This window comes from Winkia neuii subsp. neuii DSM 8576 (assembly GCF_000420405.1).
GTDB lineage: Bacteria > Actinomycetota > Actinomycetes > Actinomycetales > Actinomycetaceae > Winkia > Winkia neuii.
This window is the reverse complement of sequence record NZ_ATUW01000006.1, coordinates 70,209-90,935: the sequence shown is the minus strand read 5'-3', so window position 1 is coordinate 90,935 and position 20,727 is coordinate 70,209. Positions and strand designations below refer to the sequence as shown.

The window sequence follows — 20,727 nt, the reverse complement described above, 5'->3', positions numbered from 1 at the left end:
AATGGGGCTGACGCAACGCGCCAGCCCCCAAATCCATGTTGGATTTACTTCATCTTGGTGCCCTTAGAGCCCAGACGCTCGCAGGCCTCGACAACGCGAGCGGCCATGCCAGCTTCAGCAGCCTTGCCCCAAGAACGCGGATCGTATTGCTTCTTGACGCCAACCTCGCCGTCGATCTTCAGAACGCCGGCGTAGTGCTCCATCATCCAAGCGGCGACGGGGCGGGTGAAGGCGTACTGGGTGTCGGTGTCGACGTTCATCTTGATGACGCCGTTGCGAACCGCAGTGGCGATCTCGTCGGCAGTAGAACCGGAGCCACCGTGCATTACCAGGTCAAACGGGCGGTCGCCAGCGTTGAACTTGGCACCCACCTCTTCCTGAATGGTGCCCAGGATCTCGGGACGCAGCTTCACGAAGCCGGGCTTGTAGGCGCCGTGCACGTTGCCGAAGGTCAGAGCGGTCAGGTAACGGCCCTTTTCGCCTAGGCCCAGAGCCTCGACAGTCTTGATGCCATCTTCAGTGGTGGTGTACAGCTTTTCGTTGATTTCGCCCTTGATGCCATCTTCTTCGCCGCCGACAACACCAATCTCGACCTCGAGAATAGTGTTAGCCTTCTGCGACAGCTCCAACAGCTCCTGGCCGATCTTCAGGTTCTCGTCGAGCGGCACGGAAGAACCGTCCCACATGTGCGACTGGAAGAACGGATCACGGCCGGCCTTTACTTCCTCGGCTTCCAGTTCCAGCAGCGGACGAACCCAAGAATCGATGTTCTGCTTGGCGCAGTGGTCAGTGTGCAGCGCAACGGTGACGTTGTAGTTCTTGGCAACCTCACGGGCGTAGGCAACCATTGCCAGGGACCCAGCGACGCGGTCCTTCTTGGTGGAACCCGAGAAGTATTCTGCGCCACCGACGGAAATCTGGATGATGCCGTCAGATTCGGCTTCCTCAAAACCACGCAGAGCAGCAGTTAGAGTCTGAGAAGAGGTCACGTTGATTGCCGGGTAGGCGAACTTCTGTTCCTTTGCCCGGTCTAGCATCTCGGCGTAAACCTCTGGGGTTGCGATTGCCACAGGTATCTCCTTTTAACTAGAGGATCGCTACAGGGATAAATTTACCCTGTTTCACATTTTTTTCCGAGTGCCAAGGTCCCAACAATCGCCAATATTCGCCTCGAGCAAACCCCCTAGCGGCTCAAATGCACCCGCGCCCACGCCCACATAGCCACGGCAGCTGCTGCCCCCACGTTGATCGACCTAGTGGAACCGTACTGGGTTATGTGGTGTATGGCAGCGCAATTGGCTCGCATTTGTTCGCTGAGTCCTTCAGATTCGGAACCAAAAACTAGTACGCAATCGCGCGGCAGTTCGACCTCCTCGATAGGGGTAGAGCCGGCAACATTGTCAATGCCGATGATTGTTTTGCCGCGCCGCACCATCATCTGGACGAACTGTTCAGGCCCGGGCACGTTGTCCACGTGCAAATAGCGGTCGGTGACCATAGCACCGCGCCGATTCCACCGCTTCTTCCCCACGATGTGCACCGCCTCGGCATTGAATGCGTTGGCGCTGCGCACAATAGAACCGATGTTGAAATCGTGGTCTAGATTTTCGATCGCCACCTCGAGCGCAGAACGCGAAGAATCCAAGTCCGCCACAATCGCCTCCATGCGCCAATACCTATATTTGTCCGCCACATTGCGCCGATCGCCGTATTCGAGCAACGTGGGATCTAAACGGGCGTCTTCGGGCCATGCCGAGCGCCCTCCCGGGTAAGGCCCCACGCCCACTTCCCGCGAATCAATCCGTTCTTCTGCCACTATCGAATCCTCCAGTTGGGCCTACCTGTAATAAGCCTTATAAGAGGGCGCGGGCTTACATGGGTGAGGGCGTCGACCACCTTGTACGTAAGTGAGGGGACGACCTCGACCTTGCCGGCCGCAACCGCACGCATTGCCTCATGCACCACCTGCCCGGGGGTAATTCGGGCAATGGTCGGCAAGGTAGCAAAGTCGAAACCGATCTTGTCGAAAAAGTCGGTGTCGGTGGTACCGGGGCGCACCGAGGTAACAGTTACCCCACTGCCCTTCAATTCACTGGCCAGCGCCTCAGAAAATACGTTTACCCAGGTTTTGTGAGCCGCGTACGTTCCCCCGGCAGTCCAAGAAGCCACCGAGGAAATGTTTACGATGGCGCCCCTGCCGCGAGCCTTCATGGCCCCCGCCGCGGCGTGGGAGAGAACCATTACTGCCCGCACCATCACGTTCAATGCGTCTACTTCCCGCTGCAAGCTGCCGTCCACAAATTTTTGCCCCAAGCCGAAACCCGCGTTATTTACTAGCAGGGATACGGGTTGGTCTGTGGACCTGAGTCGCTCCGCCACTTTTTGAGTGTCTGCTTCCTCAGCCAGGTCTGCACTGAGTACTTCGACTTTTACCCACTCCAGGCTCGCAGCTACTTCCTGCAGTTTTTGTTCATTTCGGGCTACCAACACGAGGTTGTGTCCACGTGCGGCTAACTGGCGGGCAAACTCGAGCCCGATGCCCGAAGAAGCTCCGGTGATTAGGGCGGTAGCCACCTAGTTCAGCTCCAAATCGGCCAATCCGAGGGCGTTGAGGTACTTGTAGCCGGCAGCTTCAATCTTTTCTTTGGCACCGGTGTCGCGGTCAACCACTACAGCTACGGCCAAAATGTTCGCCCCGGCCTCTTCAACCGCCTTGGCAGCCTCGAGCGGAGAGCCGCCGGTGGTAGAGGTATCCTCGAGCACAACTACGTTGCGGCCCGCAATGTCCGGGCCTTCGATGCGGCGTTTCATGCCGTGGTCCTTGGCAGCTTTGCGCACCACGAATGCGTCTACGTCGAGCCCCCTCGAGGAGGCGGCATGCAAAATCGCGGTAGCTACCGGATCTGCCCCCATGGTGAGCCCGCCTACTGCGTCAATGTCCTCGGGGGAAAAACCGGCCTCTTCGAGCATGTCTAGCATGACGTGCCCGATTAGCGGGGCGGCTTCGTGATGCAAGGTTGCCCTGCGCATGTCGACGTAAAAATCGGATTTCAATCCGGAGGCCAAAGTGACTTCCCCACGGATTACTGCGAGTTCTTGGACTAGTTTCGCAAGTTTGTTGCGCTGCGGATCGTTAGACATGCTCCTACTCTACAGTCTTCTAGAGGGCGGCCTCTGCGGTAGCTTAGAAGTATGCGTATTGCCACCTGGAATGTGAATTCGATTAGGGCCCGCCTCGAGCGCGTGCTGGCCTTTTTGGAACGCTCGAGTACCGACGTGTTAGCGATTCAAGAGACCAAATGCAAGGCGGAGCAATTCCCCGCTGAGGCGTTTGCCGAGGCCGGCTACAAAGCTTGTGCGAGTGGGCTCAATCAGTGGAATGGGGTTGCCATAGTTTCGCGGGTGGGGTTAGAAAAACCGGCCGAGTCCTTCCCGAACTGCCCTACTTTCAAAGACCAGCTTGAGCCACGGGCCCTGTTCGCCACGTGTAACGGGATCCGCGTGGGCTCGCTCTACGTCCCTCACGGGCGCGCGCTAGACGATCCGCACTACACCTACAAACTGGCCTGGCTGCGGGCTTTGAAGGAATACGCCTCCACGCTCACGGCCGCTGGCGAGCAGGTGGCCCTCATGGGCGATTGGAACGTAGCCCCGCGCGATAGCGACGTGTGGGACATGGCGGTATTCGAAAATTCCACCCACGTCTCTGCCCCCGAGCGGGAAGCTTTTGCTGCTTTTGAGGGCGAAGCCCACCTGGTAGAAGTCTCGCGCGAACGCGTGGAAGGCTACACGTACTGGGATTACCGTCGCCTGCGTTTCCCTAAAAACGAGGGCATGCGCATCGACTGGATGTTTGCCACACCCGCTCTTGACAAGACGGTTTCACATGTGGAAATCGACCGCGACGAACGCAAGGGCAAGGGCGCCTCAGACCATGTCCCGCTGATTGTAGATTTCGACCTTTAGGAGGTACCGTGCTCCAGCAAGAAAGGTGGCTCACCTGGGCCATGAAAATCCAGTCGCTGGCCCAGGCCGGACTGGCTTACACCCAAAGTGAATACGACCGGGAACGGTACCGGGAGCTACGCGAAATCTCTGCCCAAATTTTAGCTCACAAAAGTGAGGTTCCCGTAGAAACAGTTCGCGACCTCTTTTGCAACGACGAGGGCTACCAAACCCCTAAAGTGGATACTCGCGCCGCCATTATTGCCGACGACAAGATCCTTTTAGTACGCGAAAACGACGGCTACTGGTCGCTACCTGGCGGCTGGGCCGACATCTTGCAGTCACCGGCTTCTAACACCGCTAAAGAAGCCGCAGAAGAGGCGGGAATCCAAGTAAAGGTAACCAAACTGGTGGCCGTCCAAGATCGCAACCTGCACAATACGCCGGTATTTCCGTACTCGGTGTGGAAGTTATTTTTCCTCTGCGAATCTGAGGGCGGGCACTTTGCCAAGAATATCGAGACCACGGCCTCGGCCTATTTCGGCCTCGCCGAATTGCCGCCCCTGTCCGAAAGCAAGAACACCGCGGCCCAAATCCGCATGTGTTTTGAGGCCCACCGGCAGGGCCAGGGCTGGCAGACGCTATTTGACTAAGCGTAGTTGTTCAAGATCGCGCTGTTGAGTCCGGGCCAGGCTCTGACGTGATCCTTCCCGAACGGCTTACTGCCCACAAAAGCCGCCCCCAGTTTTAGGTCGGGATCAAACCACAAAAAAGAACCGGATTGGCCAAAGTGTCCACATACCTTAGCGGAGGCTTCCGGGGCACACCAGTGGGGGTCCTTGCGCCCTCTAATTTCAAACCCCAATCCCCACAGGTTGTCTTCTTGCTTGCCGTACCCCGGCAGAATACCGGGAAGGCCAGGAAAATGCGGGCGCATGGCAAGAGCAGCCGTATCCTTGCTGATGAGCGTGGGAGCCATTATTTCTGTCAGAAACTTGGCCAGATCGTCGGTGGTTGAGACCCCCGAGTGAGCCGGCGAGCCCGGCAGCTGAGTTTGTTCCATTCCCAGGGGTTCTAGAACGCTTTTCTTAATCCACTCCCCCGCATTTTTGGCACCCACCGCCCGAGCTACGTACTCGCCCAACAGCTCGATGTTGCGGTTGGAATAGATGCGCCTGGTTCCCGGGGAGGCGAGAACCTTGTCTGAGTCCATTGCCAAGCCCGAGGCGTGCGAAAATACGTGCTCTACGGTAGCCCCCTTCGGGCCAAGAGGGGCATCGAGGCTGACGGCTCCCTGCTCTACTGCCACCAGGTAGGCCCACGCGGAGAGCAGTTTAGTTACAGAGGCCAGCTTGAAAGATTGATGAATCTGCGGGGTCCACCCAACAGCTTTCCCATCTTTGACCACCACCAGTTGCCAGGGCGCCTTTAAAACCTTCTGTACCTGTTCTAGAGCTTCGGTGAACGCCTGTGGCATGTGACCTTCCTATTCAGTTGGAGTTTGGGTTTCGCCCTCTTGAGTGAACAGATGACGAATGGCTTCCTCACGGCTTTCGCTCTGGTGCACGCCCCACCCTCTGGAGAGCGCCAAATCGCGGTCGGTGACCACGTCTGCAGCAATAATCTTGTCGACCACATGAGCCGGAACGTGGTGCCCGTAGTAACAGTCGGCCACATCTTTCACCGACAAGGCGTCCGACTTTAGGATCCGGTACACCAAATCAATCTGCAGATGCCCCACCCCTATTGCCGAGAGATTATCTGGGGACACGTTCAGCAGACCAATATTCAGAAAATCCTTCAGCCCCAGCCCGGTGGCCTTTTCGATCTGCACCATCGCCTCGGGGGTAGAAAGCCCCAAATAATTTGCTAGCGCCAAGTGTTCCTGATTTAGGATGTCCAGGCTCTTTACCACCTCGCCGCGCAAAATCCCCTGCACGTCGACACTGTGGTCGTACAACCACATGATTCGCAGGCCACGCCACATTGCCAGATGCTTTTGCGCCAGCTCAGCGGCAGGAACGTCAACCAAAAACATCCCCTGGTCTTTGAAAGCCTCGTAAGCCTTAGTCAGCGCTCCACCAATCTTGCGCATGTTGTCTTTGTAATGTTCGCGAGCCGGGTGACCGGTGGAAGCTGCCTCGACCTCGATCACGCAATCCATCTGCGCCAGAGCAGGGTTGTGCACGTGGATGCCAGCCAACACTAAAAACAGGCGCAACACCTCGTGAGGCTCCATGTGCGCCAGCTTGTCCATGGTTACCCCAAATTGGGCTTCGTATCGTTCGATAACTGCAGCTAGCAAAGCCTCTTTTGTGGGGAAATGGTAGATCACCCCGGGGTGGGAAATTCCCACCCGGCGGGCTATGTCGCGCATCGAAAGCCCGTAGTAGCCGACCTCGCCTAGGAGCGTAACCGTGGTGTCGAGAATCTTCTGCCGACGGGCCAGACCACCAGCGTAGGGTCCTCGCTCTTTCTTACGCGCTGGCATGTCTAGCTCCCTTCGACACTGTACTGACAAGTCTAGTATTTCCCAATATCTTTGCCATTATTTATTGCTTTGCATAGACGTGCGGCGGGGCAGCTCAGTACCTGAACCACCCCGCCTCACACACGGTTCTATTATGCCACAGCCAGATTAAGGCCAGAACCATCCTCGCTAACGCGCACGGTTTGCCCCTCTCTCACCTCTCCGGCAAGTAACATCTTGGCCAGTGGATCGCCAATCTCGCGCTGCACCAAGCGCCGCAGAGGCCGAGCCCCGTAGGCCGGATCATAGCCTTCGCGCGCCAAGTAGGCGCGTGCCGAATCGGTCACGTCCAAGCCGATGCGACGATCAGATAGCCGCTCGGCCATAGCCGCAACCTGCAAACTGACAATCTTGCCCAGCTCGTCCTCGCTCAGGGCCTCGAACACCACGATCTCGTCTAGCCGGTTCAAAAACTCTGGCTTGAAGGCTCCACGCACGGCAGCCATAACCGACTCGTGTGCCTCCTCCTTGTCGATCGTGGGATCTACCAAAAACTGCGACCCCAGGTTCGAAGTCAGCACCAAGATCGTGTTCCGGAAATCCACTGTGCGCCCCTGCCCATCGGTCAAGCGCCCGTCATCCAACACCTGCAGCAAAATGTTGAAAATCTCGGGGTGAGCCTTTTCGACCTCATCCAGTAGGACCACTGAATACGGGCGCCGCCTGATCGCCTCTGTGAGCTGGCCGCCCTCGTCGTAGCCAACATAACCCGGAGGCGCACCAATCAGGCGTGCCACCGAATGCTTTTCGGAATACTCCGACATGTCGATGCGCACCAGCGCATGCTCGTCGTCAAACAAGAAGTCGGCAAGCGACTTGGCCAACTCAGTCTTACCAACGCCGGTGGGCCCAAGGAACATGAACGAACCCGTAGGCCGATCGGGGTCGGACACCCCAGCCCGCGAGCGCCGCACAGCATCGGCCACCACCTGCACAGCCTTCTTCTGGCCGACTAGGCGCCTCGCAATTACCTCTTCCATGTGCAGCAACTTCTCCTGGTCGCCCTCGAGCAACTTGCCCGTGGGAATACCCGTCCAAGCCTCTACTACTTCCGCAACTTCGGCGGGGCCAACCTTCTCGGCAATCATGGGATCAGCTGGGGCTTGTTCATCCTTCTCGGCGGCCGCAATCTGGCGTTCGACCTGCGGAATGTCGCCGTTTTGCAGGCGCCCTGCTTCATCCCACCGCCCGTCGCGCATGGCCACATTCAACTGGGTGCGCAACTCGTCGAGCTTTACGCGCAAATCGCCAACCTTGTTGTGTTCAGCCTTCTCGGCCTCCCACCGAGCGGTGAGGCCACGCAATTCCTCGGTCTTGTTGGCCAGTTCCTCGCGCAACTTCGCAAGGCGCTCAACGCTGGCAGCGTCGTCGGCCTCGTCGGAATCACTCAAATAGGATTCCTCCATGCGCAACCTGTCCACCTCGCGGGTGAGCTGGTCGATCTCTTCCGGAGACGAATCGAGCTCCATGCGCAGCCTAGAAGCGGCCTCGTCGATCAAGTCGATCGCCTTGTCTGGCAACTGCCGGCCCGAAATGTAGCGATCCGAGAGCCGGGCCGCCGCAACCAAGGCGCCATCCGAAATGGTGATCTTGTGGTGCGCTTCATACTTAGGGGCAATGCCGCGCAAAATAGCTACCGTGTCATCCACGGAAGGTTCGCCCACATAAATTTGCTGGAACCTCCGCTCCAAAGCGGGATCCTTCTCAATATTTTCGCGATATTCGTCCAGGGTAGTTGCCCCAACCAGGCGCAACTCGCCACGGGCAAGCATAGGCTTGAGCATGTTACCCGCATCCATCGCCCCTTCAGAACCGCCCCCGGCACCAACCACCGTGTGCAGCTCGTCAATGAAGGTAATAATCTGCCCGTCTGCGGATTTGACCTCGTTCAGCACTGCCTTGAAGCGCTCTTCGAACTCGCCGCGGTACTTGGCGCCCGCCAGCATAGCCGAGATGTCCAGGCTGATTAGCCGCTTGTCGCGCAGGGACTCAGGCACGTCGCCGGCCACGATTCGCTGGGCTAGCCCTTCGACAACTGCGGTCTTGCCAACGCCAGGTTCGCCGATCAGCACCGGATTGTTCTTGGTGCGCCTGGAAAGCACTTGCACTACGCGGCGGATCTCGCTGTCACGGCCAATGACCGGATCGAGCTTGCCGTCGCGAGCAACCTGGGTTAGATCGCGCCCGTACTTCTTCAGGGCTTCGAAGGTCCCCTCGGGGTCGGGCGAAGTAATCGGTCCGTTCTGGCGGATCTTAGGCATTGCTTCTTCCAGCGCCTTGGCACTGGCCCCGCCGGCCTTCAGAGCGTCGGCAGCAGGCGAATCCACTCGCGCCAGTGCAGACAGCAAATGTTCAGTGGATACGTACTCGTCACCCATTGCACTGGCAATCTCGCCAGCTTGGGTAATCACGTTTAGCAGTGCTCGCGAAGTGGAAGGTTCGGCCACCGAAGAACCTGACGAGGACGGCAACGCCACTAGCGCGTTGCGCACCTTCGTGCCAATGGTCTTGCGATCGGCTCCGGCAGCCTCTAGGAGGCCGAGAGCGATACCGCCCTCGTCCTCGAGCAGAGCATTCAGCAGGTGCAGAGGTTCAACCTGCGGGTTTCCTGCTGCGGAGGCAGCTTGGAGAGCAGAGCTTACAGCCTCCTGCGATTTGGTAGTGAGCTTGGTGTTCACTTGGACCTCCTCAAGAATTTTCCTATCTGATTAGTCCAACAACTTCTAAGTTGAGTCTATTCCACTCAACCTTGACATTTAGTGTATCTCGGCTCACTTTTGATGAATTTCTCAGGCTTGCCTCCCCGACGGCCAAAAGAACTGCTTTGTTCGCAGAGGGCGGTTCTAAAAAATGCGAGCAAGCATGAGATGTCGCAGAATGGGGGTGTCAACCATTTTCTAACCAAGGAGCAAATATGGGACTCGACGATCTAAAGAACAAGGCCGCCGAAAAGCTGAACGAGGTCAAGGGCAACGAAGAGACCACCGACGCTGGTCTGGACAAAGCCTCTGACGCCGCGAAGAAGGTAACCGGCGGCAAGTTCGACGACAAGATTGACCAGGCCCGCGACGCCGCTGACGAGCGTCTGGGCGAATAACAAACTCTTCTGGGTGGGGCCACACGCCCCACCCTCTTTTTGCTACAAGGACAGGGTAATGGACCTGAACAACCTAAAGAATCAAGCACTGAACAAGTTGCGCGAGGCCTCCCACAACGAGCAGGTAACCGACACCGTATTAGATAAGGCTTCTGAGGCCGCTAAGAAGGTAACCGGCGGCAAGTACAACGACAAGATAGATCAGGCTCGCAATAGCGCCGACAAGTATCTGGGCAGCAAGCAGGAACAGCAGAAAAACGAACAGGCTCCCGCTAACGAACAAAACGAGCAAGATTCCCCCGCACAGGGCGAAGGCAAGCCCAAGGACGAAGCTAAGTAGGCTTTGCCAATAAAAATCTGGCCTGACACACATACCTGTCAGGCCAGATTTTTTACCGTTTTCGGGATCTTCTTCGCACCAGCACTACCGCGCCTATTCCCACCGCCACAAACGAGGCGAACACGAACACTTGGATCCCAATCGCAAATATTGGGCTAAGTCCGCCTTGAAAGTCGGGATCTAAGTACTGCGCCGAATCGGTAGCCACACCCTGGTAGTCGCAGTGGAAGGTGTAGTCTCCAGCCGCCAGAATTGGCGCTATGTACACCTTGGGCGAGAATGGGGCTGGAACTAGTTCGGTACGCCCCTTTCCGTGTTCGAGCGAACACCCGTCGCCCTGGCCGTCCTTTTCGAAGCCCACGTAGGTGATTCCCATCTGCGACATGGCCACCTTTGTTCCCTCGCGAACCTGGCTCGCGGCAGAGGAATGGAAAGCCTCCTGTAGTCCTGCTGGTTGGCGAAACAGCATAGTGGCCCCCAAACCCAGCGGGGCCACAACGAGCGCACAAAACAGTCCCCCCAAAATGAGCACCAGAGGCAAAACTAGGGAAGTCTTCTTTTTCCGCTTTGACTTGGTCGACCACTGGCCCGGTTTGGGCGGCCAGGGTGCAGGGGTTACTTCGGCCGAGGTATCCGCCCGCGGTGGCACATACGTGCTGCCGTCCGGCAAGATGGGCCTACCTTTACTGTCGCGTGGCAGCCGCACCCCGTAGCGGGGCTCTTGAGGATCAGCCATCGAACTACTTCTGCTCTTTTTCTACTAACAGCGACGTATTGCGCGCAGTTCGCACGTTTGCCACCAAGAACTCCAGCAATACTCGCCCAAAGACCAGGTGGAACAGCGAGGGAACAATGCCCAAGAACAAGAACAGCAAAAAGCCCAGCACAAAGCTGCCCCCGACTCCGTCGTACTGGGAGGGAGCAGAGAAGGCAGCCCCGCCCGCTATAGCGAAGATGAGCCAGCACAGCCCAACCCAAATTAGCAGCAGTACGTAGAGCGCCTTAGCGAAGCTGATAGTTACAAACTTTGTGAAGCTGAAATCAAACAGGGCACTAAAGAAACCGTCCGAGTGGCGCTGGTAGCCGTTGTAGGGAGGTTGATAGGGCGGATATTGCCCCGCCTGCCCATACGGGTTAGGCGCCCCCTGCGCAGGTTGGCCCATCGCCGGAATAGAATTCGTGGTTGGCGGTTGCGGCGCCTGCTCAGGACGGGCCGATTCTGGCGGCGGAGGCGGCGGAGTTTGCGAATTGAAGTTTGCCTCAGGAAATTCAGACATAGTCCCCTCTTCTTCCGTTTTCGTAAGTCCAAGCATACGCAATAGCTCTACCGCCTGGCCAAAACAATCACGTACACGAAAGGTGCCCCCTGGAGTATCCAGAGGGCACCTAGTTCGCAGTTAGATATCTAGTACAACCACGGCTTGCGATGCTGGCTGCGTTCCTCGCGAGAATCCGAGGCGGCGCCCGTAGGGAACCAGCGCTCCCCCGCTTGCCGGAGCCCGGAAGCGTTTGCCGAGGGCAGACTCCCAGACCTCCCCAGAAGAGGAAGCAGCAAACACGCGGGAATTGCGGTCGACCAATTCTTGCAAGCGCTCATTTTCAGCTTGCAGAGTACTTAGGCGTTCCTCGAGCTCAATGATGCGGGCAATCCCAGCCAGGTTGATTCCCTCTTCCTGACTCAGCTGTTGAATGCGGCGCAAGCGAGCAATGTCAGAGGGCGAATACCTGCGCCCTCGCCCCTTTGTGCGTTGCGGGGTAACCAAGCCCAACCGGTCGTACTGGCGCAAAGTTTGAGGGTGCATTCCAGCGAGCTCAGCAGCCACTGAGATCACGTAAATCGCTGCATCAAACACGCTTTCACCTCCAAATTACTTCTGCGCTGCCTGAGCCTGCCACTGTGCCCGCGGGTCAAAACCGGCAGTCTCGGCTGCGAAATCCTCAAGTGCAGACTTCGCCTTGCGCGAGAGCTTCTTCGGGATCTCGACCTTAACCTTTAGTAGCAGATCCGAGGCCTTGTTGCCCTTGGGAATCCCCCGCCCACGCAACCTCAAAGTAGCACCAGAAGAGGAGCCGGCGGGAACCTTTACGGTGACTAACTTGCCATCCAGCAACGGCACCTGCACCTTAGCGCCCAGAGCTGCCTCGGTAACAGTTACAGGCAGCACAGCAACTAGGTTTCCGCCCTCGATCGAAAAGACCGGATGGGAGCGCACATGAATAGTAACTACCAAGTTACCTGCCGCACCCCCGTTTGGGGAGGGCCTGCCCTTGCCCCGCAGACGCAGCTTCTGCCCGTCGTGTACCCCCGCAGGAATACGCACGGTCATGACCCTGCCGTCTACCTTCATCCGCAAGGTAGTGCCGTGTACAGCCTGGCGCAAGTCCAACGTAGTTTCGGTTGCTAGATCCTGCCCCTTTCGCGGCGAGGACGAAAATCCCCCGAAGGAGTTTCCGCTACCGAAGCCGCCTGGAGCGCTTCCGCCGCCGAAAAGCCCGGACAAGATGTCTTCGAACCCCGCGCCCTGACCTGAGGAGGTGGAAAAGCGAACCTTTGAGTTGGGACCGCCTCCGCCGAACATTGACGCGAACATGTCTTCGAACCCCCCGGCGGAGGCCCCCTGAGGGCCCGCAGAGAATCTGGCACCTCCCCCGGCCATCCGTCGCAAGGCATCGTATTGGCTACGCTGCTTAGGATCTGAAAGCACTCCGTAGGCCTCTCCGATTTCCTTGAACCGTTCCTCGGCCTTCTTGTCGCCGGGGTTCTGGTCAGGGTGGTACTTGCGAGCGAGCTTGCGGTATGCCTTTTTGATGGCTGCCTGGTCGGCATCCTTTGAAACACCTAGGACTTTATAAAAATCCTTAGAAAGCCAATCTTGATTGGTCATCCCAGCTCACCTCCCTTTAGGCGGGATTCGAAACCATCACTTTGGTCGCACGCAGGACACGCTCGCCGACTTTGTAGCCGGGTTGAAGTACCTGCGTGACTGTAGGTTCGTCGACTTCGTCAGATTCGTTGGCCATGAGCGCTTCGTGCAACTTCGGGTCGAAATGGTCGCCCTCGGCGCCGTAGCGTTCGAGGCCGAAACGGTTCTGCAACGTGTCTTCTAGTTTTTGCGCGATAGCAGCAAACGGGCCGTCCGTTAGGTCCCCGGCCGTGCGTGCCCCCTGAATGTCGTCGAGGACGGACAAGAGGGCCTCTAGCACGTCTATTTGGCCGGCGCTCTTGTGGGCCAGAATGTCGGCCTTAGAGCGACGCACATAGGACTGGTACTCGTTATTCAGGTTGTACAGGTCGGCCTTAGCCCGCGCTAAATCGTCCCCCAGCTTGCCAATAATTTCGTCTGGACTGGGTTCTTTGGGCTTGTCAGCATCGGCGTCCTTCTTGGGCGCTTCTTCCAACTTGGGCTCCTGTTCCCCCTGAGGGTTGGAGTCCTGATCAGCCTGGGGCGAATCGGCCGAGCTCTCTTCTGGGGCTTGGCCGGCCTCGCGCTGAGCGGCAGATTCCTCTGCCTTCGCGTTCTCGGCGTCCGAGACGCCGGGAGCGGGCTGGTCGGCCCGCTCCTGGGGCTCGTTTACTTCACTCACTTAGAGGAGTCCTCGTCATCTACTACCTCGGCGTCGATAACGTCGTCATCGGAACCGGAGTCGTTGGACTGATCGCCGGCAGGGGCCTCATTTGCAGGAGCCTGCTGAGCCTGCGCGTACAGCGCCTGGCCGATCGACTGTGCCTTCTCGTTTAGCTCGTCCATGGCCGACTTGACCGCCTCAGTGTCGTCGCCCTCGAGGGCCTTCTTCACCTTGTCAACGGCTTCGCGAACCGGAGCCACGGTGTCCTCGGGGAGTTTCTCGGCGTTATCCTTTAGCAGCTTCTCGATCGAGTAGACGGTCTGCTCGGCGTTGTTGCGGGCCTCCTGAGCGTCGCGACGCTTCTTGTCCTCTTCAGCGTTTTCTTCAGCCTCCTTGACCATGCGGTCGATGTCCTCGTCAGACAGGGACGAAGTGCCGGTGATGGTCATCGACTGCTCGCCGCCGGTGCCGCGGTCCTTAGCGGAGACGTGGACAATGCCGTTAGCGTCAATGTCGAAGGTGACCTCGATCTGCGGGATACCGCGCGGCGCCGGGGCAATACCGGTCAATTCGAAGTTGCCAAGCGGCTTGTTGTCGCGAGCAAACTTGCGTTCACCTTGGTAGACCTGGATCAGTACCGACGGCTGGTTATCTTCCGCAGTGGAGAAGACCTCGGAGTGCTTGGTAGGAATAGCGGTGTTGCGATCGATCAGGTTGGTCATTACGCCGCCTTTAGTTTCGATGCCCAGCGACAGCGGGGTCACGTCGATCAGCAACACGTCAGAGCGCTCGCCCTGAATTACGCCAGCTTGCAAAGCGGCACCGACAGCCACAACCTCGTCAGGGTTGACGCCCTTGTTGGGTTCCTTGCCGTTGGTCAGTTCCTTCACCACGTCCGTCACAGCGGGCATACGGGTGGACCCGCCTACAAGAACCACGTGGTCAATGTCGGAAACCTTGATGCCAGCATCCTTGATCACCTGCTCGAACGGAGCCTTGGTGCGCTCGAGCAGATCAGAAGTCATGTCCTGGAACTTGGCGCGCGAGAGCGACTCGTCCAAGTGAATTGGCCCCTCGGGGGTCATGGACAGGTACTGCAGCGAAATTGAAGTCTGGGTTGCGCTAGACAGCTCCTTCTTGGCCTGCTCGGCAGCTTCACGCAGCCGCTGCAAAGCCACCCGATCGGTAGTTAGATCGGTACCGGTCTTGGACTTTACCTGCTGGACCAACCAGTCGACGATCCGCTGATCCCAGTCGTCGCCACCCAACTTGTTGTCGCCGTGAGTTGCGCGCACCTGAATAGTAGAGAAGTCGTCCTCGTCCTTGCCAACTTCCAGCAAAGAGACGTCAAAAGTACCGCCGCCGAGGTCGAACACCAAGATCAATTCGTCTTCCTTGCCCTTTTCAAGGCCGTAGGCGAGCGCAGCAGCCGTAGGCTCGTTTACGATGCGCTTGACGTTTAGACCGGCAATCTTCCCGGCGTCCTTAGTTGCCTGGCGCTGAGAATCGTTGAAGTAAGCGGGAACGGTGATGACCGCGTCGGTAACGGTGTCGCCCAAGTATTCTTCGGCGTCGTGCTTCAGTTTGCCTAGAATGCGGGCGCTGATCTCTTGGGCGGTGTATTTCTTGCCGTCAATGTCTACGGTCCAATCGGTGCCCATGTGGCGCTTGACCGAAGAGATCGTGCGGTCGACGTTGGTCACTGCCTGACGCTTTGCAATCTCGCCTACCAGCACCTCGCCAGACTTAGAGAAAGCAACTACAGACGGAGTAGTGCGCGCGCCCTCTGCGTTTGCGATAACGGTAGGCTCGCCACCTTCAAGTACTGCGATTGCCGAGTTCGTGGTGCCAAGGTCAATACCTACTGCACGTGCCATATTATCTTCCTTCCATCTGGCCGCCGCGAACCGAGCGACCATCATTGAGTCCGTTACACTCAAGTTTCTCTTGAGGCCTTCCGACTGTCAAGTCGAAGCCCCAAAAGTTGAGTCTACTTAACTCAACTAACGAGCCCCTCGTTTTATTCCATAAAATTAGTGGGCTCGCTCACACCCGAAACGGCCTAGTTGAGCGCCCTCGGCGCGCGCGTGCGAAAATGCCTACAGCAAAAGAAATCTGGAGGAAAAATGGCAACCGAAATTCTGACCGAAGCCACAGGCGAAGTAGTGGAAATGATGGAAAAGCTCATCCCGCAGCTTTCCCGGTCTTCAAAACCGCTCACCGCCGAGCAGACCGCCACCCTTCTCGCGCAACCGGGAGTCTACCTATTCGGCTTCCGCTCCGAAGCTGGCAAAAGCGAGGGCGAACTTTTGGGAATGCTTTCACTGGCAACTTTCAAGATCCCCACCGGGCTGCGCGCTTGGATCGAGGACGTAGTTGTAGATGAGGCCGCACGCGGACAGGGGGCCGGCCAGGCACTAGTCGAGGCCGCACTCACCTACGCCAAGAAACTTGGCTGCCGTACGGTCGACCTTACCTCAAGGCCTTCGCGCGAGGCCGCAAACCGACTCTACAAGAGGTGCGGTTTCGCACTGCGCGAGACCAACGTCTACCGTTTCGCCGACTAGCGTTGGCCAGCCTGCTGGCAGGATTCCGATTCTGCCAGCAGCACATTCACCTGCTCTATTACGCGCACGATTGCGCGTTCGTCCATTTTCGAGAGCCCATCAAAGAAGTACTTTTGCAGCGCGGGCTCAATTACCACCATGGCCCTGGCGAGGGCGGCCTCGCCCTTAGGGGTCATTACCGCATACATGGCCCGTTGATCTTTAGGGCACACCTGCCGGCAGACCAGTTCCCTATCTACTAGCCGGGACACCGCCCGGGTTACGCCGGAGCGGGTGAGAGCAACAGAATCAGCCAGGTCGCTCATCCGCAACTGCCACTGCTCGGCTTGCTTGAGCGAGTAGAGCAACTGCACGTCCTGCAACGAGATCCCAAGTGCGGCCAATTTCAGGTCGAGGGCGTCGTCAACTTTGCGCAACACCGAACCCAGCTGGTGCCACAGCGAAAAGTTATCAGACACGAGTTCCTCCTTACAGGTCCAGCTAGCCATTGTAAACAAAAAGCTTTATTTCGACTCAGCAATCGTTTAGGCGGGGCCTAATCGGTAACTAAATTTCACTCACCAGGTACATTATCTTATCTATAAAGTAAAGCAATTTTCAATATTGGTTGCGTGCGCAAATATCTATGGTTAGACTGAGGCCAGTCAAGCGAAAGGACTGCAAATGACAAAAGTGGCAATCGTCTACTACTCTGCAACGGGGCACGGCACTTCAATGGCCGAAAAACTCGCCGAAGCCGCCGAAGCAGCTGGCGCCGAAGTTCGCCTGCGCCACATAGCCGAGACCGTTCCCCCAGAGCAATTCGCCTCTAATCCCGCTTGGACCGCTAACTACCAGGCAACCAAAGACCTTCCGGCCGCCACCGGCGACGACCTGGTTTGGGCAGACGCTGTAATCTTCGGCGCCCCCACCCGCTTCTCGTCGCCCGCTAGCCAGTTCCAAGCCTTCATCGACACCTTGGGGGGACTGTGGGCCGAAGGCAAGCTAGCCAACAGAGTCTACGCAGCTTTCACCTCTTCCCAAACCGCCCACGGAGGCCAGGAAACTACGCTGATCAAGATGCACCAGATGGTCATGCACTTTGGTGGCATCATCGTCACTCCCGGCTACACCGACCCACTGAAATTTGTCGACGGCAACCCCTACGGCGTCGGTAAAGTAACCGGCCCACAAAACCAAAACGACATGGATCAGGCAACCGCCGATGCCCTCGAGCACATGGCGAAGCGCGTTGTCGAAATCGCAGACAAACTTGCCTAACCGTTGGGCAAACAAAATGTGGGGAAGGAAAACTTCCCCACATTTTTTGCATCTATTTGCTCTTTAGCCGCCCCTATTCGGCAGCGGCATCGGCAATGGAGTCTACGGCCTGGACGGTAACATCGACGTTTCCGCGCGTGGCCTTGGAATACGGGCACAGTTCGTGAGTGCGCTCGGCGAGCTTTTGTACCTGCTCGAGCTCCACCTGCGGGATTGCCACTTCGAGCTTGACCTTGATGGCGAAGGAATCGCCCTCGGGACCAATGCCAACGGTGGCGCGTATCTTAGAGCCTTCAGTGGGAATATCTAGTTCTTTGGAAGCGATGGCCATTGCTCCCTGGAAGCAGGCCCCGTAGCCAATCGCGAACAGCTGCTCCGGGTTAGTGCCCTTGCCTGTTCCGCCCATTTCGGTTGGAGTGGCCAGCTGCAAAGTGATGTCGGGATTGCGGGAATAGGCTTTGCCGTCGCGGCCGCCTTCGGTAATTGCTACTGCCTCATAGGCGATATTTTCTGGTGTATTCATATGTGTAGCTCACCACGTTTTTCCTCAATATGCAATAGGGCCAGACCGCGTCAGCAAGTAGTATTTAGGCATGAGTCACGAAAACGAACGCCATTTTTTGGTGGATTTTATCGCCCAATCTCCCACCTCGTTTCACGCTGCCGCTAGGGCAGCTCAGCTCCTTGTAGAAGCCGGCTACCGCCTCGAAGACGAAGCCCACCCCTTTTCCAGCGCCCCTGGCGGGCACGTGGTAGTGCGAGACGGAGCATTCATCGCTTGGTTCGTTCCGTCCTCCCCTAAAAAGGGTGCCCGAATTGTAGGGGCGCACACGGACTCACCAGCCTTCAAATTGAAGCCCACCCCCCAGTTCACTACAGCCGACGGCTATGTGCAGCTGGCCGTTGAAGTATACGGGGGAATGATGCCGAACTCGTGGCTAAACAGGGAACTCGGGGTTGCCGGACGCATCTCAGACACGGCGGGGAATACCCACCTAGTGCGCACTGACGCGGTGGCCATCTTGCCGCAATTGGCAATACATCTAGATCGCAGTGCCTCCACTACCCTAGAGCTCGACAGGCAAAAACACCTACAGCCCATTTTAGAGGCAGAGGACATTTTGGGCCTTGTGGCCAAGAAAGCCGGCATCGCCAAAGCGGATATTGTCGGACACGACCTTTTCACCTACCCCACCGAGGGGCCGAAGGTGTTTGCAGGCGACTATTTAGCTTCCGCCCGCCAGGACAATCTTTTGTCTACAGCCGCAGGCCTGCACGCTATGGCCCACCTGGAAGATGCCGAACACGTGGCAGTATTGGCATGCTTCGATCACGAAGAGGTCGGTTCCCAATCTAGGTCAGGAGCTTGCGGGCCGTTCCTCGAATCCGTATTGAACCGCATCATTGGGGCTACCAATGCAGAAGAACGCGAAATTTTCATGGCCGAAAGTACTTGTCTCAGCGCGGATGTGGCCCACGCGGTGCACCCCAACTATGCCGAGAAACATGATCCGAACCACCACCCGCTATTTGGGGGTGGTCCGGTCCTAAAGATCAACGCTTCCCAGCGGTATTCCACAGACGCAGTGGGCGAGGCCATATTTAGCTCGGCTGTGGCTCAGGCCGGGGCGGTCAGCCAGGTGTTCGTTTCCAATAACTCGAGCCCTTGCGGGACTACAATCGCCCCGCTAACGGCAACGCGGCTGGGCATCACCACGGTGGATATCGGCCAGCCGATCCTGTCTATGCATTCTGCCCGCGAGGTTTCCTACCTTCCCGACTTCGAGGCAACCCAGGCCGTAATGGCTGCTTACCTGGCTTCTTAGAAGGCGAAAATTGCCGGAACTAGGATGATCTTGACGATCATGGCGAAGGCAAAGAGGGCGGCGTAGGCGTTTTCTATGCGTTCGTCAGCTACGCGTTCTTGGGCAGCGCTCAAGACCGCGGGCTGGCCTAGCGCCCCCGCTACTGCCCCGGCTGTCCTGGGCGCAGAAAGCCCTGCAAAAAAGCACATCCCAACCGTTGCCAAGCAGGAAAATAGCACTATCGCAAACGAAACCAGAATGCCGCGGATGCCCTCGGGGCTGGTAGCCATGCGTACGAAAGACGGCCCTGCTACTAGCCCAAGGCCCGCCAGGAAGAACAGCAATCCGAGTTGACGCATGGTGAGGTTAGCTGCCTGCGGCAGCGCCCACACCAAAGGCCCAGTGCGGCGCAACCCGCCTAATACCATTCCCACCACTAGGGGGCCGGCAGCGGGCCCCAGCGAAAATGTCATGTCCCCCGGCATGGGGATCTGGGCAGAGCCCACAATCATGCCGATAACCAGGCCGATTCCTACCGCCACCGCATCGATTTCACTTACGCGCCGTTCGGAATCGCCGAAGAAAGTAGAGATCTTTTCGATCTCAGTGCGGGGTGATACTACGGCTACGTGGTCGCCCGGTTCGACGATGGTGTTGTCGGTAGCCAGCAGGTCTAGGTCTCCGCGGCGGATGCGGGTCACCTGGGAACCAAAACGGGCGGGCAGGTTGAGCTCCGCAATGGTGCGCCCCGACACTTCCGGATTTGAACAAATAAACCATTCAAATTCGACCTCGGAACGATCGTCGGCGAGGTGCTCTTCAACCAGCTGACCCAGAAATTCTACCGTTTCTAGAGGAGCGTCGCCCACGCCCACTACCACTACTTCGTCGCCTGGCACCAGATCCTCGCCGGGAGCTACCACGCGCGTATGGCCTCCGCGCCGCAGATACGACATGCGCACTTCGCCAGTGGCCATGCCGGGAACCTCGCGCACTGGGATGTAGCGGTGCACTTCGACCGTGTAGGATACCAGCCCCTGGCCGGCCAGGGAGGGTTCGTCTTTTTTGCCCGCCCACTTGAGCCCCACGGTAACGGCAGCAATCACAATGCCTACGATCACCGCCAGCGGGTAGGCCAACGCATACCCTACAGTTGCCTGGTGCGAACCTGTGAGCTTCGCTGCCGTGTCGAGGGCAGGGGCGGCGGTTAGCGCTCCGGTGAACAGGCCCGTGGTGAGTGCTTTGGGCAGGCCGGCTATGTGCCCACCCACTACGGCAACAATCGCGGCCACCAAAACTGAAGCGGTGGCAATCCCCATAAGTGGCAGTTGCCGCCGAAACTTCGAGACGAACGTGGTACCTGCTCCCACTCCTACCGAGTAGACGAACAGGGCCAAGCCTAGCCCTTGGAGAAGTCCCATCCCCTCCCCGAGCTCCGGCTTTGCGGCCGCTAACGCCAGCCCTACAAACAAAGCTCCTGCTGCCCCGAAACGGATTGGTCCGAAGGGGATCGCGCCCAATATGGCGCCCAAGGCTACTACTAAGAAAACTGTTAGGAGTGGATGCGAACAAAGAAGGTCAAGCACGCTAAAATCTTACCGCGTTTTAACCTGCCT

23 protein-coding genes are annotated in these 20,727 nt (G+C 57.8%); 7 read left to right on the top strand and 16 right to left on the bottom strand.

What is annotated here, in order from left to right:
* Positions 1-44: 44 nt before the first annotated feature.
* The 4 genes from fbaA to pyrE form a co-directional block, all read right to left on the bottom strand.
* On the bottom strand, positions 45-1,070 hold the full coding sequence (gene fbaA / locus G437_RS0106985) for a class II fructose-bisphosphate aldolase (RefSeq protein ID WP_024331853.1): 1,026 nt from the start codon (positions 1,068-1,070) through the stop codon (positions 45-47).
* A 113-nt stretch (positions 1,071-1,183) separates the two neighbouring features.
* Complete coding sequence (locus tag G437_RS0106980) at positions 1,184-1,816, bottom strand: TrmH family RNA methyltransferase (RefSeq protein ID WP_024331852.1); 633 nt, start codon at positions 1,814-1,816, stop codon at positions 1,184-1,186.
* A complete protein-coding gene (locus G437_RS0106975) occupies positions 1,816-2,574 on the bottom strand; it encodes an SDR family NAD(P)-dependent oxidoreductase (protein ID WP_024331851.1) in 759 nt (252 codons plus the stop codon). Before G437_RS0106975 ends, G437_RS0106980 begins: the two co-directional genes overlap by 1 nt.
* The gene (gene pyrE / locus G437_RS0106970; RefSeq protein ID WP_024331850.1) at positions 2,575-3,141 is read right to left on the bottom strand and encodes an orotate phosphoribosyltransferase; all 567 of its coding nucleotides are present in this window, start codon (positions 3,139-3,141) and stop codon (positions 2,575-2,577) included.
* Between the two features lie 51 nt (positions 3,142-3,192).
* Between pyrE and G437_RS0106965 the strand changes: the two genes are divergently transcribed.
* Together G437_RS0106965 and G437_RS0106960 are read left to right on the top strand one after the other, a co-directional pair.
* Positions 3,193-3,966, top strand: a complete 774-nt coding sequence (locus tag G437_RS0106965; RefSeq protein ID WP_024331849.1) for an exodeoxyribonuclease III — start codon at positions 3,193-3,195, stop codon at positions 3,964-3,966.
* Positions 3,967-3,974: 8 nt separating this feature from the next.
* Complete coding sequence (locus G437_RS0106960; protein WP_024331848.1) at positions 3,975-4,598, top strand: NUDIX hydrolase N-terminal domain-containing protein; 624 nt, start codon at positions 3,975-3,977, stop codon at positions 4,596-4,598.
* On the opposite strand, the gene G437_RS0106955 is transcribed toward G437_RS0106960, so the two are convergent.
* From G437_RS0106955 to clpB, 3 genes are all read right to left on the bottom strand, one after another.
* Positions 4,595-5,422 carry a serine hydrolase domain-containing protein gene (locus G437_RS0106955; RefSeq protein WP_024331847.1) on the bottom strand — a complete coding sequence of 276 codons (828 nt, stop codon included), beginning with the start codon at positions 5,420-5,422 and terminating at the stop codon, positions 4,595-4,597. The two genes, G437_RS0106960 and G437_RS0106955, sit on opposite strands and share 4 nt — an antisense overlap.
* A 9-nt stretch (positions 5,423-5,431) precedes the next feature.
* Positions 5,432-6,436, bottom strand: coding sequence for a TetR/AcrR family transcriptional regulator (locus G437_RS10955; RefSeq protein ID WP_024331846.1), 1,005 nt, complete (start codon positions 6,434-6,436; stop codon positions 5,432-5,434).
* 131 nt (positions 6,437-6,567) lie between these two features.
* Positions 6,568-9,153, bottom strand: coding sequence for an ATP-dependent chaperone ClpB (clpB, locus tag G437_RS0106945; protein ID WP_024331845.1), 2,586 nt, complete (start codon positions 9,151-9,153; stop codon positions 6,568-6,570).
* A 236-nt stretch (positions 9,154-9,389) separates the two neighbouring features.
* Here clpB and G437_RS0106940 point away from each other — a divergent pair, with 236 nt between their 5' ends.
* Entirely contained in the window at positions 9,390-9,572 is a 183-nt protein-coding gene (locus G437_RS0106940; protein WP_024331844.1) for an antitoxin, read from the top strand.
* 58 nt (positions 9,573-9,630) lie between these two features.
* Positions 9,631-9,912, top strand: a complete 282-nt coding sequence (locus G437_RS11215; protein ID WP_024331843.1) for an antitoxin — start codon at positions 9,631-9,633, stop codon at positions 9,910-9,912.
* Positions 9,913-9,964: 52 nt separating this feature from the next.
* Here the strand turns inward: G437_RS11215 and G437_RS0106930 are convergent, their stop codons facing one another.
* The 6 genes from G437_RS0106930 to dnaK form a co-directional block, all read right to left on the bottom strand.
* Positions 9,965-10,648 carry a hypothetical protein gene (locus G437_RS0106930; RefSeq protein ID WP_024331842.1) on the bottom strand — a complete coding sequence of 228 codons (684 nt, stop codon included), beginning with the start codon at positions 10,646-10,648 and terminating at the stop codon, positions 9,965-9,967.
* A 4-nt stretch (positions 10,649-10,652) separates the two neighbouring features.
* Entirely contained in the window at positions 10,653-11,189 is a 537-nt protein-coding gene (locus tag G437_RS10950; protein ID WP_024331841.1) for a DUF4282 domain-containing protein, read from the bottom strand.
* Positions 11,190-11,309: 120 nt separating this feature from the next.
* Complete coding sequence (locus G437_RS0106920; protein WP_024331840.1) at positions 11,310-11,765, bottom strand: heat shock protein transcriptional repressor HspR; 456 nt, start codon at positions 11,763-11,765, stop codon at positions 11,310-11,312.
* A 15-nt stretch (positions 11,766-11,780) separates the two neighbouring features.
* Positions 11,781-12,797 (bottom strand): DnaJ C-terminal domain-containing protein, encoded by a 1,017-nt coding sequence (locus G437_RS0106915; protein ID WP_024331839.1) that lies wholly within the window; start codon positions 12,795-12,797, stop codon positions 11,781-11,783.
* A gap of 16 nt (positions 12,798-12,813) precedes the next feature.
* The gene (locus tag G437_RS0106910; protein WP_024331838.1) at positions 12,814-13,497 is read right to left on the bottom strand and encodes a nucleotide exchange factor GrpE; all 684 of its coding nucleotides are present in this window, start codon (positions 13,495-13,497) and stop codon (positions 12,814-12,816) included.
* Positions 13,494-15,356, bottom strand: a complete 1,863-nt coding sequence (gene dnaK, locus G437_RS0106905; RefSeq protein WP_024331837.1) for a molecular chaperone DnaK — start codon at positions 15,354-15,356, stop codon at positions 13,494-13,496. The genes G437_RS0106910 and dnaK overlap by 4 nt, the downstream gene beginning before the upstream one ends.
* A 249-nt stretch (positions 15,357-15,605) precedes the next feature.
* Between dnaK and G437_RS0106900 the strand changes: the two genes are divergently transcribed.
* Complete coding sequence (locus tag G437_RS0106900; protein ID WP_024331836.1) at positions 15,606-16,046, top strand: GNAT family N-acetyltransferase; 441 nt, start codon at positions 15,606-15,608, stop codon at positions 16,044-16,046.
* On the opposite strand, the gene G437_RS0106895 is transcribed toward G437_RS0106900, so the two are convergent.
* Positions 16,043-16,504 (bottom strand): MarR family winged helix-turn-helix transcriptional regulator, encoded by a 462-nt coding sequence (locus G437_RS0106895; protein WP_024331835.1) that lies wholly within the window; start codon positions 16,502-16,504, stop codon positions 16,043-16,045. The genes G437_RS0106900 and G437_RS0106895 overlap by 4 nt on opposite strands.
* 205 nt (positions 16,505-16,709) lie before the next feature.
* Between G437_RS0106895 and wrbA the strand changes: the two genes are divergently transcribed.
* A complete protein-coding gene (wrbA, locus tag G437_RS0106890; RefSeq protein ID WP_024331834.1) occupies positions 16,710-17,306 on the top strand; it encodes an NAD(P)H:quinone oxidoreductase in 597 nt (198 codons plus the stop codon).
* A 73-nt stretch (positions 17,307-17,379) separates the two neighbouring features.
* Here the strand turns inward: wrbA and G437_RS0106885 are convergent, their stop codons facing one another.
* Positions 17,380-17,829, bottom strand: a complete 450-nt coding sequence (locus G437_RS0106885; RefSeq protein WP_024331833.1) for an organic hydroperoxide resistance protein — start codon at positions 17,827-17,829, stop codon at positions 17,380-17,382.
* Between the two features lie 70 nt (positions 17,830-17,899).
* On the opposite strand from G437_RS0106885, the gene G437_RS0106880 reads away from it, so the two are divergent.
* The gene (locus G437_RS0106880; RefSeq protein ID WP_024331832.1) at positions 17,900-19,132 is read left to right on the top strand and encodes a M18 family aminopeptidase; all 1,233 of its coding nucleotides are present in this window, start codon (positions 17,900-17,902) and stop codon (positions 19,130-19,132) included.
* Here the strand turns inward: G437_RS0106880 and G437_RS0106875 are convergent.
* Positions 19,129-20,697: an aspartate:alanine exchanger family transporter gene (locus tag G437_RS0106875; protein ID WP_024331831.1), complete on the bottom strand. Its 1,569-nt coding sequence runs from the start codon at positions 20,695-20,697 to the stop codon at positions 19,129-19,131. The genes G437_RS0106880 and G437_RS0106875 overlap by 4 nt on opposite strands.
* Positions 20,698-20,727: the final 30 nt, after the last annotated feature.